This is a genomic window from Pseudomonas sp. IT-P395 (assembly GCF_949767675.1).
Classification (GTDB): domain Bacteria; phylum Pseudomonadota; class Gammaproteobacteria; order Pseudomonadales; family Pseudomonadaceae; genus Aquipseudomonas.
Map to the genome: position 1 here is coordinate 88,687 of NZ_CATKPW010000007.1, position 17,184 is coordinate 105,870.

At 59.9% G+C, this 17,184-nt stretch carries 13 protein-coding genes; 4 read left to right on the forward strand and 9 right to left on the reverse strand.

Annotation, left to right across the window (positions count from 1 at the left end; all coding sequences use genetic code 11):
* Window positions 1–60: 60 nt before the first annotated feature.
* The 4 genes from ACM6IN_RS06525 (at window position 61) to ACM6IN_RS06540 (ending at window position 7,630) form a co-directional block, all read left to right on the forward strand.
* Window positions 61–1,164, forward strand: a complete 1,104-nt coding sequence (locus ACM6IN_RS06525) for an efflux RND transporter periplasmic adaptor subunit (protein ID WP_007918719.1) — start codon at window positions 61–63, stop codon at window positions 1,162–1,164.
* The gene (locus ACM6IN_RS06530; protein ID WP_095113919.1) at window positions 1,161–2,225 is read left to right on the forward strand and encodes an efflux RND transporter periplasmic adaptor subunit; all 1,065 of its coding nucleotides are present in this window, start codon (window positions 1,161–1,163) and stop codon (window positions 2,223–2,225) included. Before ACM6IN_RS06525 ends, ACM6IN_RS06530 begins: the two co-directional genes overlap by 4 nt.
* The gene (locus tag ACM6IN_RS06535) at window positions 2,222–5,287 is read left to right on the forward strand and encodes an efflux RND transporter permease subunit (RefSeq protein WP_007918721.1); all 3,066 of its coding nucleotides are present in this window, start codon (window positions 2,222–2,224) and stop codon (window positions 5,285–5,287) included. The genes ACM6IN_RS06530 and ACM6IN_RS06535 overlap by 4 nt, the downstream gene beginning before the upstream one ends.
* Before the next feature lie 90 nt (window positions 5,288–5,377).
* On the forward strand, window positions 5,378–7,630 hold the full coding sequence (locus ACM6IN_RS06540; protein ID WP_414915626.1) for a glycoside hydrolase: 2,253 nt from the start codon (window positions 5,378–5,380) through the stop codon (window positions 7,628–7,630).
* A gap of 1 nt (window position 7,631) precedes the next feature.
* Here ACM6IN_RS06540 and ACM6IN_RS06545 read toward each other — a convergent pair whose 3' ends face one another.
* The 9 genes from ACM6IN_RS06545 to tcyN all read right to left on the reverse strand — a co-directional run bounded on the left by ACM6IN_RS06545 (window position 7,632) and on the right by tcyN (window position 17,182).
* Complete coding sequence (locus tag ACM6IN_RS06545) at window positions 7,632–8,258, reverse strand: class I SAM-dependent methyltransferase (RefSeq protein ID WP_095113921.1); 627 nt, start codon at window positions 8,256–8,258, stop codon at window positions 7,632–7,634.
* A 170-nt stretch (window positions 8,259–8,428) separates the two neighbouring features.
* Window positions 8,429–9,073: a methionine ABC transporter permease gene (locus tag ACM6IN_RS06550; protein ID WP_034151854.1), complete on the reverse strand. Its 645-nt coding sequence runs from the start codon at window positions 9,071–9,073 to the stop codon at window positions 8,429–8,431.
* Window positions 9,063–10,184, reverse strand: coding sequence for a methionine ABC transporter ATP-binding protein (locus ACM6IN_RS06555; protein WP_414915627.1), 1,122 nt, complete (start codon window positions 10,182–10,184; stop codon window positions 9,063–9,065). The genes ACM6IN_RS06550 and ACM6IN_RS06555 overlap by 11 nt, the downstream gene beginning before the upstream one ends.
* Window positions 10,185–10,186: 2 nt before the next feature.
* Window positions 10,187–10,996 (reverse strand): MetQ/NlpA family ABC transporter substrate-binding protein, encoded by an 810-nt coding sequence (locus ACM6IN_RS06560; protein ID WP_110720697.1) that lies wholly within the window; start codon window positions 10,994–10,996, stop codon window positions 10,187–10,189.
* 119 nt (window positions 10,997–11,115) lie between these two features.
* Window positions 11,116–12,474 (reverse strand): LLM class flavin-dependent oxidoreductase, encoded by a 1,359-nt coding sequence (locus ACM6IN_RS06565; protein WP_414915628.1) that lies wholly within the window; start codon window positions 12,472–12,474, stop codon window positions 11,116–11,118.
* Window positions 12,474–13,667 (reverse strand): SfnB family sulfur acquisition oxidoreductase, encoded by a 1,194-nt coding sequence (locus ACM6IN_RS06570; RefSeq protein WP_095113925.1) that lies wholly within the window; start codon window positions 13,665–13,667, stop codon window positions 12,474–12,476. The genes ACM6IN_RS06565 and ACM6IN_RS06570 overlap by 1 nt, the downstream gene beginning before the upstream one ends.
* A 25-nt stretch (window positions 13,668–13,692) precedes the next feature.
* On the reverse strand, window positions 13,693–14,934 hold the full coding sequence (locus ACM6IN_RS06575) for an SfnB family sulfur acquisition oxidoreductase (protein ID WP_414915629.1): 1,242 nt from the start codon (window positions 14,932–14,934) through the stop codon (window positions 13,693–13,695).
* 268 nt (window positions 14,935–15,202) lie between these two features.
* Window positions 15,203–15,967, reverse strand: coding sequence for a hypothetical protein (locus ACM6IN_RS06580; RefSeq protein WP_007918737.1), 765 nt, complete (start codon window positions 15,965–15,967; stop codon window positions 15,203–15,205).
* A gap of 465 nt (window positions 15,968–16,432) precedes the next feature.
* Entirely contained in the window at window positions 16,433–17,182 is a 750-nt protein-coding gene (gene tcyN, locus ACM6IN_RS06585; RefSeq protein ID WP_007918739.1) for an L-cystine ABC transporter ATP-binding protein TcyN, read from the reverse strand.
* Window positions 17,183–17,184: the final 2 nt, after the last annotated feature.

The window sequence follows — 17,184 nt, forward strand, 5'->3', positions numbered from 1 at the left end:
CCTGTTCTAAGCTCACAGTCGTATCGTCACTTGCACGTTCGTACACAGGAAGGAGTCTGCATGGCGAGTCCCGGTTTGAAAACAGCGGTCATGCTGAGTCTGTTCACCTTGGTGACCGCATGCGGCGAGAAAAAAGCCCCTGAGGAATACCTGCCACGGGTCTTTGTACAAGAGGTCAAACCCACGGATTACGCGGCTTCGGTGACATTGACCGGTGACGTGCAGGCGCGCGTGCAGACTGAATTGTCGTTCCGCGTCGGCGGCAAGATCATCCAGCGCATGGTCGACGTCGGCGACCGGGTCACCGCCAAACAGGTGCTGGCCAAACTCGATCCCAAGGATTTGCAGACCAACGTCGACTCCGCCCAGGCTCAGGTAGTCGCCGAACAAGCCCGGGTGAAACAGAGTGCCGCGGCGTTCGTACGCCAGCAAAAACTCCTGCCCAAGGGCTACACCAGCCAGAGCGAATACGATTCCGCCCAAGCGGCGCTGCGCAGCAGCCAGAGCGCCTTGAGTGCGGCGCAGGCGCAATTGGCTAATGCGAAGGACCAGTTGAGCTACACCGCACTGATCGCTGATGCACCGGGGGTGATCACCGAGCGTCAGGCCGAAGTCGGCCAGGTCGTGCAGGCCACTGCGCCGATTTTTTCGCTGGCCCGCGACGGCGACCGTGACGCGGTGTTCAACGTCTACGAATCGCTGCTGGCCGAGCGTCCTGCGGATCCCTCGATCGTCGTCAGCCTGCTCGATAACCCTGCCATCAAAACCACCGGTACGGTGCGTGAAATCACCCCGGCGGTGTCGGCGCAGTCCGGCACGGTGCAAGTCAAAGTCAGCCTCGACAGCTTGCCACAAGGGATGCAGCTGGGCTCGGTGGTCAGCGCCACGGCCAAGGGCAGCGGCAAGTCGGCAGTCGAATTGCCATGGTCGGCGCTGACCAAAAACATCAGTGATCCGGCGGTGTGGATGGTCGACGATAAAGGTGAAGCGCAGTTGCACAACGTGACCGTCGGCCGCTACCTGATCGGCAAGGTCATCATCAGCGAAGGCCTCAAGGGCGGGGAAAAAGTCATCGTCGCCGGTGGGCAGTTGTTGCATCCCGGCATGAAAGTCGAAATCGCTGAAAACACCTACAAGGATCTGCAACCGGGAGCACAGCCATGAAGCGTCTGGGGCTGTTATCCGTGGGGGTGTTGCTGGCGGCCTGCTCGAAAAGCGAGCCACCTCCGGAGCCGGTACGTCCGGTGTTATCGGTCAAGGTTCAAGCGCTGAGCGAGGAAAGCCTCGGGCGTTTCGCCGGCAGCATCCAGGCGCGTTATGAAAGCAACACCGGTTTCCGCGTCGGTGGCCGCATCGCCAGCCGCAACGTCGATGTCGGAACCGAAGTGCAAAAGGGCACGCTGCTCGCCACCCTCGATCCGTCTGATCAGCAGAACCAATTGCGTTCGGCCCAGGGCGACCTGGCCAAGGTTCAGGCGCAACTGATCAATGCCCAGGCCAATGCCCGCCGTCAGCAGGCGCTGTTCGATCGTGGCGTCGGGGCGCAGGCACAACTGGACATTGCCACCACGGACTTGAAAACCACCCAGGCCTCGCTGGACCAGGCACGGGCGGCGGTCAATCAAAGCAAGGACCAGCTCGGCTACACCGAACTGCGTTCCGACCATAAAGCCGTGGTCACCGCGTGGAACGCTGAAGCCGGGCAAGTGGTGACGGCGGGCCAGCAGGTCGTAACCCTGGCGCAACCGGACATCAAGGAAGCGGTGATCGATCTGCCGGACACCCTGGTCGATCAGATTCCCTCCGACGTGGTGTTTCTGGTGGCCGGGCAACTCGACCCGAGCATCAACACCACGGCAACCCTTCGCGAGATCGAACCGCAGGCGCAAAGCGCCACGCGTACTCGTCGCGCACGCCTGACGCTGGCTGAGACACCGGACGGTTTCCGCCTCGGCACGGCGATCAGCGTGACCCTCAGTTCGGCGATCAAACCGCGCATCGAATTGCCGGCTACTGCTTTGCAGGAGGTCGACGGCAAACCACGGATCTGGGTCATCGACACCCAGAGCAAAACCGTCAGCCCTCGCGACGTCAGCGTGATCAGTCGCACCGACAGCAGCGTAGTGCTCGCGGGCGGCGTGAAGAATGGCGAGCGCGTGGTCAGCGCGGGCGTCAACAGCCTCAAACCCGGACAATCGGTAAAACTTGACGAGGACAGTCAATGAAAGGCTCTTTCAACCTCTCCGAATGGGCCCTCAAGCATCAGTCATTCGTCTGGTACCTGATGTTCGTCGCATTGCTGATGGGCGTGTTCTCGTACTTCAATCTGGGCCGCGAAGAAGACCCGTCGTTCACCATCAAGACCATGGTGATCCAGACCAAATGGCCGGGCGCGACCCAAGAGGAAACCCTTGCGCAGGTCACCGATCGCATCGAGAAAAAACTCGAAGAACTCGACTCCCTCGACTACGTGAAAAGTTACACGCGCCCCGGCGAATCGACGGTGTACGTGTACCTGCGCGACACCACCAGCGCCAAGGACATCCCGGAAATCTGGTACCAGGTGCGCAAGAAGATCGACGACATTCGCGGGCAGTTCCCCAAAGGTATTCAAGGGCCCGGGTTCAACGACGAGTTCGGTGATGTGTTCGGCTCGGTCTACGCCTTCACCGCCGATGGCCTGACCATGCGCCAGTTACGCGATTACGTGGAACAGGCGCGGGCCGAGATCCGCAATGTACCGGGGCTGGGCAAGATCGAAATGATCGGCCAGCAGGACGAAGTGATTTATCTGAACTTCTCTACCCGCAAACTCGCGGCGTTGGGTATCGATCAGCGTCAGGTCGTGCAGAGCCTGCAATCGCAGAACGCCGTGACCCCGGCCGGTGTGATCGAGGCCGGCCCTGAGCGGATTTCCGTGCGCACTTCGGGGCAGTTCGCCTCGGAAAAGGATCTGGCCGAGGTCAATCTCAAACTCAACGACCGTTTCTATCGCCTGGCTGACATCGCCGACATCACTCGCGGTTACACCGATCCGGCTACCCCGGAATTCCGCTTCGACGGCAAACCGGCCATCGGTCTGGCGATTGCCATGCAGAAGGGCGGCAACGTTCAGGAGTTTGGCAAGGCGTTGCACCAGCGCATCGATGAACTGACCGCAGACTTGCCGGTTGGCGTGGGTGTGCACACCGTGTCCGATCAGGCGGTGGTGGTGGAAGAAGCGGTCGGTGGCTTTACCAGTGCCCTGTTCGAGGCGGTGATCATCGTGCTGGTGGTCAGCTTCATCAGCCTCGGCGTGCGCGCCGGCCTGGTGGTGGCATGCTCGATCCCGCTGGTGCTGGCGATGGTGTTTGTGTTCATGGAATACAGTGGCATCACCATGCAGCGGATTTCTCTCGGCGCACTGATCATCGCTCTCGGCCTGCTCGTCGACGACGCGATGATCACCGTGGAGATGATGGTCACGCGCTTGGAAATGGGCGAGACCAAGGAGCAGGCCGCGACGTTCGCCTACACCTCGACGGCGTTCCCGATGCTCACCGGTACACTGGTGACCGTCGCCGGTTTCGTGCCCATCGGCCTCAACGCCAGTTCCGCCGGTGAGTACACCTACACGCTGTTTGCGGTGATTGCCGTGGCCATGATTGTGTCGTGGATTGTCGCGGTGTTCTTCGCTCCGGTGATCGGCGTGCACATTCTCAGCGCCAACGTGAAACCCCATGAAGCCGAGCCTGGCCGCGTCGGGCGTGCGTTCAATGGCGGCCTGTTGTGGGCGATGCGCAATCGCTGGTGGGCGATCGGGATCACCGTACTGCTGTTTGTTCTGTCGATTTTTTGCATGCGCTTTGTGCAGAACCAGTTTTTCCCGGCGTCGGACCGCCCGGAAATTCTCGTCGACCTCAACCTGCCGCAAAACGCCTCGATCGACGAAACCCGCAAGGCTGTCGACAAGCTCGAAGCGACGCTCAAGGGGGATCCGGACATCGTGCGCTGGAGTACTTACATCGGTCAGGGCGCGATCCGTTTCTATCTGCCGCTCGACCAGCAATTGCAAAACCCGTACTACGCGCAACTGGTGATCGTCAGCAAAGACTTCGAGGCCCGTGAGGCACTCAGTCAGCGTCTGCGCGAGCGCTTGCACAAAGACTTCGTCGGCATCGGCAGTTACGTCCAGGCGCTGGAAATGGGCCCGCCGGTGGGGCGTCCGATCCAGTACCGGGTCAGCGGCAAGGACATCGATCAAGTGCGCAAACACGCCATCGACCTCGCCACCGAGCTGGACAAGAACCCGCACATCGGCGAGATCATTTACGACTGGAACGAGCCGGGCAAAGTCCTGCGCATCGACATCGCGCAGGACAAGGCGCGGCAGCTGGGGTTGTCCTCCGAAGACGTGGCGAACCTGATGAACAGCATCGTCAGCGGCGCGCCTTTGACCCAGGTCAACGACGACATCTATCTGATCAATGTGGTCGGCCGGGCGGTGAATTCGGAGCGCGGTACGCCGGAAACCCTGCAGAATCTGCAGATCGTTACACCCAACGGCACATCGATTCCGTTACTGGCGTTCGCCACTGTGCGCTATGAGCTGGAACAGCCGCTGGTGTGGCGTCGCGACCGTTTGCCGACCATCACCATCAAGGCTTCGGTGCGCGACGAGATCCAGCCGACCGATCTGGTGAAAATCCTCAAGCCGTCGATTGATGCCTTCGCTGACAAATTGCCGGTCGGCTACAAGGTCGCCACCGGCGGTACGGTCGAGGAAAGCGGCAAGGCGCAGGGGCCGATTGCCAAGGTCTTGCCGTTGATGCTGTTTTTGATGGCGACCTTTCTGATGATCCAGTTGCACAGCGTGCAGAAGATGTTCCTGGTGGCGAGTGTCGCGCCGCTGGGGCTGATCGGCGTGGTGCTGGCGCTGGTGCCGACCGGTACGCCGATGGGCTTTGTGGCGATTCTGGGGATTCTCGCGCTGATCGGCATCATCATCCGTAACTCGGTGATTCTGGTGACGCAGATCGATGAGTTCGAGAAGAAGGGCTATGCACCGTGGGATGCGGTGGTGGAGGCGACTGAGCATCGGCGTCGGCCGATCCTGTTGACCGCGGCAGCGGCGAGCATGGGCATGATCCCGATTGCCCGGGAAGTGTTCTGGGGACCGATGGCGTACGCGATGATCGGCGGGATTGTGGTGGCGACGTTGCTGACGCTGCTGTTCCTGCCGGCGCTGTATGTGGCCTGGTACAAGATTCGCGAGCCGAAGAAGGACGCTTCGTCATCGACCCGCTGAGTGCGTTTGTTACACCTTTGGGAAAGGTCTGACTTACAACTGTGATGCCTTGCGTTACCGTCCTTCCTCCATTTGGAGGAGGGACGCCTGATGTCGACTGTCACTTGCTGGCTGCGCCAACTGCTGTTATTGGCCGGCCTGTGCCTGTCGCCCTCATCGCTGGCCGACATCCTTTTGGTGAACCCGCTGTGGCGCGTACAACTCGACCCCGCAACCCTCGCCGTGCGAGTCACCCCGGCCAACGGCGCGACTGTACAGGCATCGACGGGTGTCGCCGCGCACAGGGTCAGCAACCTGGTGCAACGCGACAATCGCGTCGACTGGCAATGGAACGATGGCGCCTGGTCACTCAGCGTTGATCTCGATCAACGCGACCTGACGTTCTCGATCACCGCACGCGCCCCGGCTGAACTTGAGTTCTTGCGCCAGCCCGGCAATGCCATGGGCAAGGCCCTGATCTGGCCGTTGGCCGAGGGGCATTATGTGCCGCGCGGCGATCCGGTGTGGCAGGCGTTTCTGGTGCGTCAAGGGGTGCTCAATGCCACTCAGGACATGAGTCTGCCGATCTGGGGTGTCGAGCATGAGGGATTCAGCCTCAGCTGGTTGCTGACCAATCCCTTTAACAAACAACTGCAGTTCAACGCTGAAGGCGATTCGCTGGCTTTGTCGGTGCGCCACCAATTCACCTCACTCAAGCCGTCGACACCGCTGACGTTCAGCCTGTTTTTGGGTGACGCCGACCCGCTGGCCGGCGCCAAACGCTACCGGCAATGGCTGATCGACACCGGCCGTTACGAAAGCCTGAGCAGCAAGCTTGAGAAAACACCGGCGTCGCGAAAGCTGTTGGGCGCCAGTCATGTCTACGTGTGGGGTAACGATCTGCTGGGGCAAAAGGATGTGCGTAACTGGCCGGCGTTGCTTGGCAAGTTGCGCGGCCCGAGCCGCCTTGCCGGCGCATTGCGCGAAGGCATGGATCGCGAAGGCTTGCAGTTGCTGGCCACCGAAACGGTGCTCGATCGTTATCAGCAAGACGTGCTGCTGCGCAGCCTCAATCACGCGCTGAACACTCAGGCGCGCAAAACCTGGCAAGCCCGCGCGGTGCCGGACATGCAAGCACTGGCCAACGGTTATGTTGCCTTGCGCGGGCAACTGGCCCGCGAGTTCGCGGGTGCCGTGACAGCCAATTCCGAGCAATGGGGCAGCACTTTGTCGCTGGATACGATTGAGCGATTGCAGAACGCTGGGCTGCCGCGCCTGTGGTTGGGGCTTGGCGAGGGCTGGGAGGGCGGCCTCTGGCATCCCGAGGCGGTTCGCGCGGGCGTGCAGGCGGGGTATCTGCTTGCACCGTATGACTCTTACGAGACCGCGCTGAGGCGGGATGAGAATCCAGACTGGACCACCGCACATCTGGGTGACACGGCTTACCGTGAGTGCGCCATCTTGCTGGAAGATCGCACGATGAAAAGCGGCTTTCAGCAGTCGGGTCATTACACCGACCCGCGTTGCGTGCGCCCTTTGTTGGAGCAACGGGTCAAAGCGGTCAGCGTCGCCGCTGGTTTCAACAGCTGGTTTCTCGACGCCTACGCCACAGGCATGGTGTTCGACAGCTACCGTGCGGACGCCCCAATGACACAGGCACAGAACGCCGAAGGCAATGTCGCGGCGTCGCGCTGGATCAATGAAGTGCTGCAATTGCCCAGCGGCTCAGAAGACGGCAATGCAACGACGGCCCAAGGCGTACTGTTCGCTCATGGCATGCAGACACCGGTGATCGGTTGGGGCGATGCCGACATGAGTAAAAACCCGGATTCCGAATATTTTGTCGGCAAGTGGTTTCCGCCGGAGCAACCGGCCCTGTTCTTCAAATCCGTGCCAATAAAGGAACGGTTGCGGCGCATACACTTTGACCCGGCCAGCCGTTTGCCGCTTTATCAAGCGGTGTTCCACGGTTCGCTCATCACCACCCATCACTGGTTGTTCGACAGCCTTAAACCAGGCAACGCAAGGGTGGAAAACGAACTGACGCAATTGCTGTACAACGTGCCGCCGCTGTACCACCTGAGTGCGGCAACGCTGGCGCAGCGACTGCCGCTGATGGCTCGTCAGGATGCATTTTTCCGTCCGCTGCATGAGCGCCTAGCGACGCAGGCGTTGACCGGTTTTCAATGGCTGAGCGGGGATCGGCAGGTGCAGCAGACTTCATTTGAAGACGGCACTCGGCTGCTGGCCAACTTCGATCCAGCCCCGCGTGAAGTGGACGGCCGGACCCTGCCCGGCGAGAGCATCACGCTGCTGCTGCCGGAAGGTACCGTCAGCCACTACCGGGTGCAGGCAACTCCCTGACTCAGACTTTGCGCCAGACGCTGGCCAACCACGGCTGCTGTTCGCGCGGCAGGCCTGCGGGACGGAAGTAGTGTTCAAGTTCGACGAATCCGGCGCGGGCAAGCAGCCCGCGCCATGCCTCCAGATCGTGATACGAGCCATAGCGCGGCCCGTTCCAGCCCTCGCGGTTATCCCCGCGCGGGTTAGAGCTGAACAGCACACCGCCCGGTTTCAAGGTATCGCGCAGCTGTTGCAAAACCCGTGGCAATTCCTGCAATGGCACATGAAACAGCACCGCATTGGCGAAGATTCCGTCGAAGCGTTCAGCCGGCAGATCGAGTTTCAGAAAGTCCTGTTGCAGCACCTCGCAACCACTGTCCTCACGGGCCATTCGCGCAAACTCTTGGGAACCGTCGAGACCCACGGCGATGTGCCCCATACGCGTAAACGTCTGCAAATCCCGCCCCGGCCCGCAGCCGAAATCCAGAACCGTGAACGGCGCCACACCTTGAATATGCCGCAGCAGCGCATCGATGTTCTGGCTGACATCGTGGTCGCGGGTGCCTTCACGGAAGTCTTCAGCCACCGAGTTGTAGTGGCCGAGGGTGGTGGTGGTGATCTGTTCGAGATCGTTGGGGGTCTGCTTCATGGTGGGGATACGCGGGCAATTGGGATTTGCCGAATATACGCCATCGAGTTCGGGGCTGCTGCGCAGCCATTCGCGAGCAGGCTCGCTCCCACAGGGGAACGCATTCCAAATGTGGGAGCGAGCCTGCTCGCGAAAGCGGTTTCAGAGGCGCGGCATGATTCCGGATGAGCTCAGCGCTTGTTCAACCCCCGCGCCAACCGGTCCCCACCCAACTGGATCACCGCCACCAACGCCACCAGCAACACAATCACCGTCAGCATGATCTGGCTGTCAAAGCGCTGATACCCATAGCGATAGGCGATATCCCCCAACCCACCCGCGCCAATCGCCCCGGCCATGGCCGACGAGTTGATCATCGTCACCAGCGTAATGGTGAAACCGCCGACAATCCCTGGCAGCGCCTCCGGCAACAGCACATGCCAGACGATATGCCAACGCCGGCAGCCCATCGCCTGCGCAGCCTCGATCAAACCATGATCAACCTCGCGCAAACTCACTTCAGCAATCCGTGCAAAGAACGGCGTGGCGGCAATCGTCAGCGGCACGACGGCAGCCCAGACACCGTAGGTGGTACCGACAATCAACCGGGTAAATGGAATCAGCGCGACCATCAGAATCAGAAACGGGATCGAGCGGAACAGATTCACGAACGCGCCCAAGGCACGGTTCAACACCGGCGCTTCGTAGATCCCGCCCTTGTCGCTGGTGACCAGAATCACCGCCATGGGAATCCCCACCAGCAGCGCGATCAGCGAAGATACGCCGACCATCAGAAACGTATCGATAAAGCCCTGCAGCAAGCGATCAAACCACATAACCCAATACCTCCACGCGTTGCGCCCACGGTGCGGCGCGCTCGCGCAATTGTTCGGCGCTGAACGCTGAGTCGCTGACAGCCAACAACAGTTGCCCCAGCGCGTGACCCTGAATCCGTTCGACGCCGCCCTGAAGCAATTTCACCCGCCCGCCGAGCGCGGCGAACAGTGCGCCCAGATCCGGCTCGTCGCTGGCACTGCCGGTGAATTGCAGGCGCAGCACCACAGCGGCGTTGGAGGAGGGCGGCAGCGTGTGCAAGCAACTTTGCAATTCTTCCGGTAACGCGTGTTGCAGCGGCGCCAGCAAGGTTTGGCTGACTTCGTGCTGCGGATTACCGAACACTTCCCAGACCGGGCCTTGCTCGACAACCCGCCCGTGCTCAAGCACGACAACGCGGTCGCAGATTTCGCGGATCACTGCCATCTCGTGAGTGATCAGAACGATGGTCAGGCCCAGGCGTTTATTGATTTCGCGAAGCAGGCCGAGGATCGACTGGGTGGTCTCTGGATCGAGCGCCGAAGTGGCTTCGTCGCAGAGCAGAATATCCGGGTCATGCACCAGCGCGCGGGCGATGCCGACACGCTGTTTCTGCCCACCGGAAAGTTGCGCCGGATAGGCTTTGTGCTTTTCCTGCAGGCCAACCAGTTCGAGCAGTTCGCGGACCTTTTTCTCGCGTTGTTCTTTCGGCACCCCCGCGACTTTCAGCGGCAATTCAACGTTCTGCCAAACGGTCTTGGCTGACATCAGATTGAAGTGCTGAAAGATCATGCCGATGCGCCGGCGCAGAGCAACCAGACGGTCTTCATCGAACCCGCCAATATCGACCTGATCGATCAACACCCGTCCTGAGGTCGGTTGTTCCAGACGATTGATCGTGCGAATCAGCGACGACTTGCCGGCGCCGCTGCGGCCGATGATGCCGAACACTTCACCGCGCTGAATTGCCAGATCGATGCCCTGCAACGCGGCGACCGGGCCTTGCCGGCCGTTGTAGGTTTTACCCAGGCCGATGAAGCGTACGTGGGCGCGATTCAACTCGGGGTGCAGTTCGGTTTTTTCAGCATTGTGGGGCTCTGGAAACTCCAGTCGCCGTTGGATCGCGGCCGTCATGCTCAGCTTTCCCAACCGGCTTGATACAGCTTGCCGTGAGCCTTATCCAGTGCGGCGCGAACAACCGGCGAGTGCTGGTAAATGTCGACGAATTTGATCAGGCGCGGATCGGTTTTGCTCTTCGGCTGGATGACGAACTGGATCACGTACTCCTTGTGGTCGAGGCCGTCGAACAGCAGTGCCGAACCTGCATCGAAGGTCTTCGCCAAACGGATGTAGGCGGGGTAACCCTGAACCAGATCGGCGTCGTCGTAGGCGCGTACCAATTGCACGGCTTCAACCTGGAGGATTTTGATTTTCTTCGGGTTGGCGACGATATCGTCTTCGGTGGCCTTGTAGCCAACGCCCGGTTTCAGGGTGATCAAACCGGCCTTGGCCAGCAGCTGCAAACCACGGCCGCTATTGATCGGATCGTTGGCGATGGCGACGCTGGCGCCTTCTGGCAGCTCATCGAAGCTTTTGTATTTTTTCGAATAGAGACCGACGTTGTTGATGATCCCTGGCGCGAACGGCACCAGATCAAAACCCGACGCGGCTTTGGCGTTTTCGAGGAACGGGATGTGCTGGAAGTAGTTCACGTCGATGTCGCCGGCGGCGAGGCTGACGTTCGGCGCGATCCAGTCGGTGAACTCCACCAGTTCGACTTTCAGGCCTTGTTTGGAGGCTTCTTCGACGGCGGCTTCCAGCGGGATGGCGAAGGCGGCGGTGGTGCCTATTTTCAACGGGGCGTCGGCGGCGAAGATGGCCGAGCTGAACAGGCCGAGGGCCAGGGCCAGTGCTTTGACTGGGTGGGACAGGATTTTCTGGGTCATGATGGTTTTTCCAGTCAGTGCATAAATGTTTGGTGTCTGGTCGTGCCTCTTCGCGAGCAGGCTCGCTCCCACAGGGGAAATGCATTCCAAATGTGGGAGCGAGCCTGCTCGCGAAGCTTTTAGCGGCGAAATGCGGAACCCGTATGTTGCTCAGGTAGCTGCGCCGCACCGTGAAACAGCTTCTCGCGCAAGCTGCCACTGTCGTACGCGGTCTTGTACGACCCGCGCCGCTGCAACTCCGGAATCACCAGCTCAATAAAGTCGACATAGCTCTCCGGCGTAACAATCCGCGTCAGGTTGAAACCATCGAGGCCAGTCTCGGCGATCCACGATTCCAGCTCATCCGCGACTTGCTCAGGCGAGCCGACGACGGTGATGTAGCGGCCACCGAGGGCGTGCTGATCGAGCAATTTGCGCCGGGTCCAGTCGTTGTTCTGCAGGTTTTTGGTGGCCGACTGAATCGCGTTGCTCTTCACGTACTGGATCGGTTCGTCAATCTCGTACTGAGAAAAATCGATGCCGGTCGACGCGGAAAAATGCGCCACGCCGGCCTCGGCGCTGGCGTAACTCAGGTATTCGGCGTGTTTGGCCCATGCCGCCTCTTCGGTCGCGCCAACGATCACGTTGAGGCCCATGAACACCTTGATGTCCTCGGGATTGCGGCCCGCTTCAACGGCGCTGGCGCGGACCTTGTCGACCTGAACTTTGGTCGACGGTTTGTTCTGACCGCTGATGAACACGCACTCGGCATGGCGTCCGGCGAAGAGCAAACCGCGTTCGGAACTGCCTGCTTGAAACAGCACTGGCGTACGCTGTGGCGAAGGCTCGCAGAGGTGATAACCCTCGACCTGATAGAACTCGCCTTTGTGCTCGACCTTGTGCACTTTTTCCGGGTTGGCGTAGATCCGCTGCTCGCGGTCGTTGAGCACTGCGCCGTTTTCCCAGCTGCCTTCCCAGAGTTTGTAGAGCACCTCCAGATACTCGTCGGCCTGATCGTAGCGACGGTCGTGTTCCACCTGTTCGCTGAGGCCCATGGCTTTGGCGGCGCTGTCGAGATAACCGGTGACGATGTTCCAGCCAACACGACCACGGCTCAAATGATCGAGCGTCGACATGCGTCGGGCGAACAGATACGGCGGCTCATAAGTGAGATTCGCGGTCAGACCGAAACCAAGATTTCTGGTCACGGCAGCCATCGCTGAAACCAGTAACAACGGATCGTTGACCGGCAACTGGATCGACTCTTTCAGCGTCACGTCGACCGAGTTCTGATAGACGTCGTACACACCGACGATGTCGGCGATGAACAGTCCGTCGAACAGCCCGCGCTCCAGCAATTGCGCCAGTTCCGTCCAGTATTCGAGGGTGTTGTAGCGCGTCGAGGTGTCGCGCGGATGCGTCCACAGGCCATGGTTGATGTGGCCAATGCAGTTCATGTTGAACGCATTCAGCAGGATCTTCTTTTTCGCCGCGCTCATCAGATCGTCCCTCGCAACGGAGGGTTTTCGTCATTCAGGTAGTAGTTGCCCACCGCGTGATATTTCCAGCGCACCGGGTCGTGCAAGGTGTGCACGCGGGCGTTGCGCCAGTGACGGTCGAGGCCATGTTCGATCAGGGTCGCCTGGCTGCCGGCCAGTTCGAACAGCGTGCTGCCGGCGGCCAAAGAGATTTCAGTGCTGATCGCCCGTGCTTCGGCGACGGCAATCGAAGCGGCGGCGACGGTTTCTGCGTTGGTCTCGGCTTGCGCGGCGTCAAGGAATTCGCCGGCACGTTCGAGCAAGGCTTCGGTGGCGTGCAAGCGAATGCTCAAATGGCCGAAGCTCTTCAGTGTCAGTGGATCTTCGGTGGCTTTGTCGTTGCCGGAATCGATCCATGGCCGGGTTTTGCTGCGCACAAAATGCAGCGCGTCTTCATAAGCGGCGCGCGCGATGCCGGTGTCGATGGCGGCGTGAAGGATCTGCGCTAACGGGCCGACAGTGGTCGGGCGTTCGAAGGCACTTTGAAACGGCAGCACGTCTTCGGCGGCAACGAATACATCTTCGAACACCACAGAACCGCTGCCAGTGGTGCGCTGGCCAAAGCCGCTCCAGTCGTCGATCACCGTCAGGCCCTTGCTGTCACGCGGGACGAAGGCCAGTTGCTGCACGCCGTTTTCATCCACCACAGAAGTAGGAATACGCTGTGCGTAAATCGCGCCTGTCGCATAGAACTTGCGACCGTTGATGCGATAGCCGTCACCGGCGCGCTTGAGGCTGGTGACGCGGTCGTGGGCGGTTTTGGTGCCCAGTTCTGCCAAGGCATTGCCGAAGCGTTGGCCGGCGAGAACCTCGGCGTACAGCCGTTGTTTTTGTGCGTGGCTGCCGTTTACGCGCAGCACTTCCAGTGCGTAGAAATGGTTCTGCGGAATCTGCCCGAGCGAGCCGTCGGCCTGGGCGATCAGGGCAATGACTTTGGCCAAAGTTACGTTGGACACGCCAGCGCCGCCGTATTCCCTGGGCACGCTGATGCCCCATAGACCGGAGCGGGAAAATACATCGAGTTCCGGCAGTGGCAAGCGACGTTCACGGTCGCGCAGGGCGCTGTCGCGTTTGAAATCTTCGGCCAGATCGCTGGCGACGATCAGCGCTTGCTCATCGCTGGTGATGACCGCGACGTGATGGGATAGCGTCATGTTTTTCTCCAGATGTCTGGTCGTCTCAGATCCAGGAATGGCGAGCCGGTAAAGTGCCGTTGAGGCGATAGGCGCCGACCGCGTGATATTTCCAGCGCACCGGGTCGTGCAGCGTGTGCACGCGGGCGTTGCGCCAGTGACGGTCGAGGTTGAATTCGGCGAGGGTCGCGCGGCTGCCGGCCAGTTCGAACAGCTTTTCGCTGGCGAGCAAGGAAATCTCGGTGGTCAGCACTTTTGCTTCGGCCACGGCGATCGAAGCGCGGGCGGCAGACTCGGCAGTGAGCGGCGCGGCGTGCACTTGATCAAGCACTTTGCCGGCCTTGCGCAGCAGCGCTTCGGCGGCGTGCAGTTCGATTTTCAGTTTGCCGATGTCAGCGATCACATAGAGGTCATCGCTGGCGCGATCAACCTTGGCGTCGATCCACGGCCGTGCGCGGGTTTTGACGAACTCGATAGCGTCATCAATGGCGCCACGGGCGATGCCGGCGTCGATCGCGGCTTGAATCAACTGCGACACCGCGCCTTGGGTGTTAGGGGTTTCGTTGATCTTCCAGTTGTCGACCACCAGGCTCGATTCGACACGCACGTTGTTCAGCAGAATCGTGCCGCTGGCGGTGGTGCGCTGACCGAAACCCGACCAGTCATCAACGATGCGCAAACCCGGCGTGCCGCGACGGACAAAGGCCAGCACTTGCTTGCCGTCATCGTTGAGCGCCTTGACCGCCACCCAATGCGCAAACAGCGCACCGGTGGAATAAAACTTCTGGCCGTTGATCACGTAATCATCACCGTCGGCGGTGATTCGCGCTTTCAGCTCCAGGGTGTTTTTGGTGCCGCGTTCCGGGCCGGCATTGCCGATGCGCCAGCCTTCCAGAACGCTCTGGAACAGCTGTTTCTTCTGCTCCTCGGTCGCGCTGCCGAGTACCAGATTGATAATGCCGAACTGGTTCTGCGGAATCTGCCCCAACGCCGGGTCGGCGGCGGAGATGATCGCGAACACTTCGGCCAAAGTGACGAAGGAAACCTGCGGGCCACCGTATTCGCGCGGGATGGCGATGCTGCCTAATCCGCTGCGGGTGAACTGTTCGATTTCCGACCACGGCAACTTGCGCTGGCGGTCGCGTTTGGCGGCCTGCACGCGGGCGACTTGCGCCAGTTCATGGGCAGCCTTGATGGCTTGGGCGTCGTTGCGCAAGACCTGCGCGGACAACAACAGTGGGGCGATGTCCAGATCCGACTGGACGTTTGCATCTGCCAGACTGGACATCAGTGCCGCTCCTTGGCTGCACGCAATGCCCTGGCGATCTGCACTGGGGTGATTGTGTTCCGGACCATACTACCTACCTCACATCTCATGAAAAACGCCGCAAAAGTGCGGCGAACGAAAGAATGTCCGGTGGTCCGGTTCATATACCCTAAGCGTGTATAAAAATTAAATAAACTAACTTTTAGGAATATGTATAGAAGGGGTGATGGTCAGGTTGGTTAAGAATTTTCGGGTAAGGGGGCCGGGGCCCCTTATCCGCTGAAGAGGATCAATCTTTACGCGATTCGGCAGCCATGAGTTTTGGCCTGAGGGGCACTTTCAGATAAGGGTTTGCACAACCGATCTTCAACGTTCTTGGCGGCGCCCAGCGCGAGTTGTTGCCGACCCGATCGAGAATGCAGTACGTCACGTCCAGCCGCAGATCTTCGCCCGCTTCGACAATCACCGAGGGAGGCACCCAGACTTGAATGGGCAGCCCGATATCCGCGGCGGTGATCGGTGCCAGGTCCATGCGTACATCGCCCCAGCGTAAGGTAATGGCGTCATCTTCGGCCATGTTCAGGTAGGGCTCGATGGTCAGCGGTACGCCGCGTTTGATCTGGTTTGGATTCACCCCCTGACGGCGAATGGTGTCGGGGATGGTCACGGGGGCCAGTTGCTGGTTTTCGTCTCCGCTCAGCGCTGAAGGTTGCCCGCCGGGGCAGTCCAGTTTGACCTGCACGCGCGTCGCCGCCGATAACGCCGGCCCCTGACCGACCTGCATCACCCGGTAGTGAATGCGCGTCGTGCCGTTGGCGATGAAGCTTTCCGGCACCCGAAGGCTGATTGCCGTGCCGACGTCATCCGCTGTCAGCACCCTGGAGGCGACATAGCATTTGTTCCAGAACAGCTCGATCAGGTCTCCGCTATCCATGTCGGGATAGGGTGACACCTCGACCACCAGATGGGCGGCGGCGGCCAGATTGATGCCGGTTTTTTGCGCTGGCGCTACGGTCGGCGCTGCCAGTTCGGGGGTATGCGAAGTTCGGGTCATCGATTTCTCTCCTTGAAGCCTTGCAGCGAAGTCCGTTTCTGGAAGAACAAAAGGCGTGAATAAACTGGCAATAAAGCTTTGAACTTTTATTCAAGTTGAATACGGGTTGGTTGAACTAAGTGGTTCCGGTTGGCGACTAGATAAGAGTCTGCGGGATGGGGTGTCAATAGACGATGTTAGTTAATTCGTGAATTACGAATTAATCAGAATCTTCCTACGCTGTTGAGGCCTGATGCCTAAGCGCCAAGACGAAATGAGCCACGGAACTAACGGTTTTTTTGCGTTTTTTGCTTGGATTTATTCGAGCGCTGTCATGCCGGGTGGAGCGGGTAGCAGGCGGGCATTATCTGTTGCAGAACATATATATGTAGCGCATCGAATATGTTTTGTCTGAAGGGATAAAGCTGGTGTTTGTTGAAGGTAACTTCCATCCGTGGAAGTTTCCGATGCAGCGATAAAAAGTACTCAGGCGTGATTCAGAAACTTGCTGAGAAACTGTTTAGTGCGTTCTTCTTTCGGGTTGGCGAACAATGCTTTGGCTTCGCCTTGTTCAACGATCACGCCTTTGTCGAAAAACACCACACGGTTGGCCACATCGCGAGCAAAACCCATTTCGTGGGTGACGATCACCATGGTGCGTTTCTCTTCCGCAAGGCCGCGGATGGTCGCCAGCACTTCGCCGACCAGTTCCGGGTCGAGCGCTGAAGTCGGTTCGTCGAACAGGATCACTTCCGGCTCCATCGCCAGCGCCCGGGCAATCGCCACGCGCTGTTGCTGACCGCCGGAGAGACGACGAGGATAAGCATCTTCCTTGCCGGCGAGACCCACCTTGGCCATGAGCTTTTTGCCCAGGACAATGGCGGCATCGCGTGGCATCTTCTTGACCACGATCGGGCCTTCGATGACGTTTTCCAAAGCGGTGCGATGGGGGAACAGGTTGAAGTTCTGGAACACGAAGCCCACGTGCTGGCGCAGGTTGCGCACTAGGCTTTGCTGCTGGTTCAGCGGGCGGCTGGTATCGATCTCGATATCGCCGACCTTGATCCGGCCGCTGGTGGGTTGTTCAAGAAAATTCAGGCAACGCAGAAACGTCGTTTTCCCCGAACCGCTGGGGCCGATGATCGCGACGACTTCGCCTTCCTTGACCTCGAGGTCGATGCCGTTGAGCACGACCTGACCCTTGAATTGCTTGGTCAGTTTTTCCACGACAATCATCG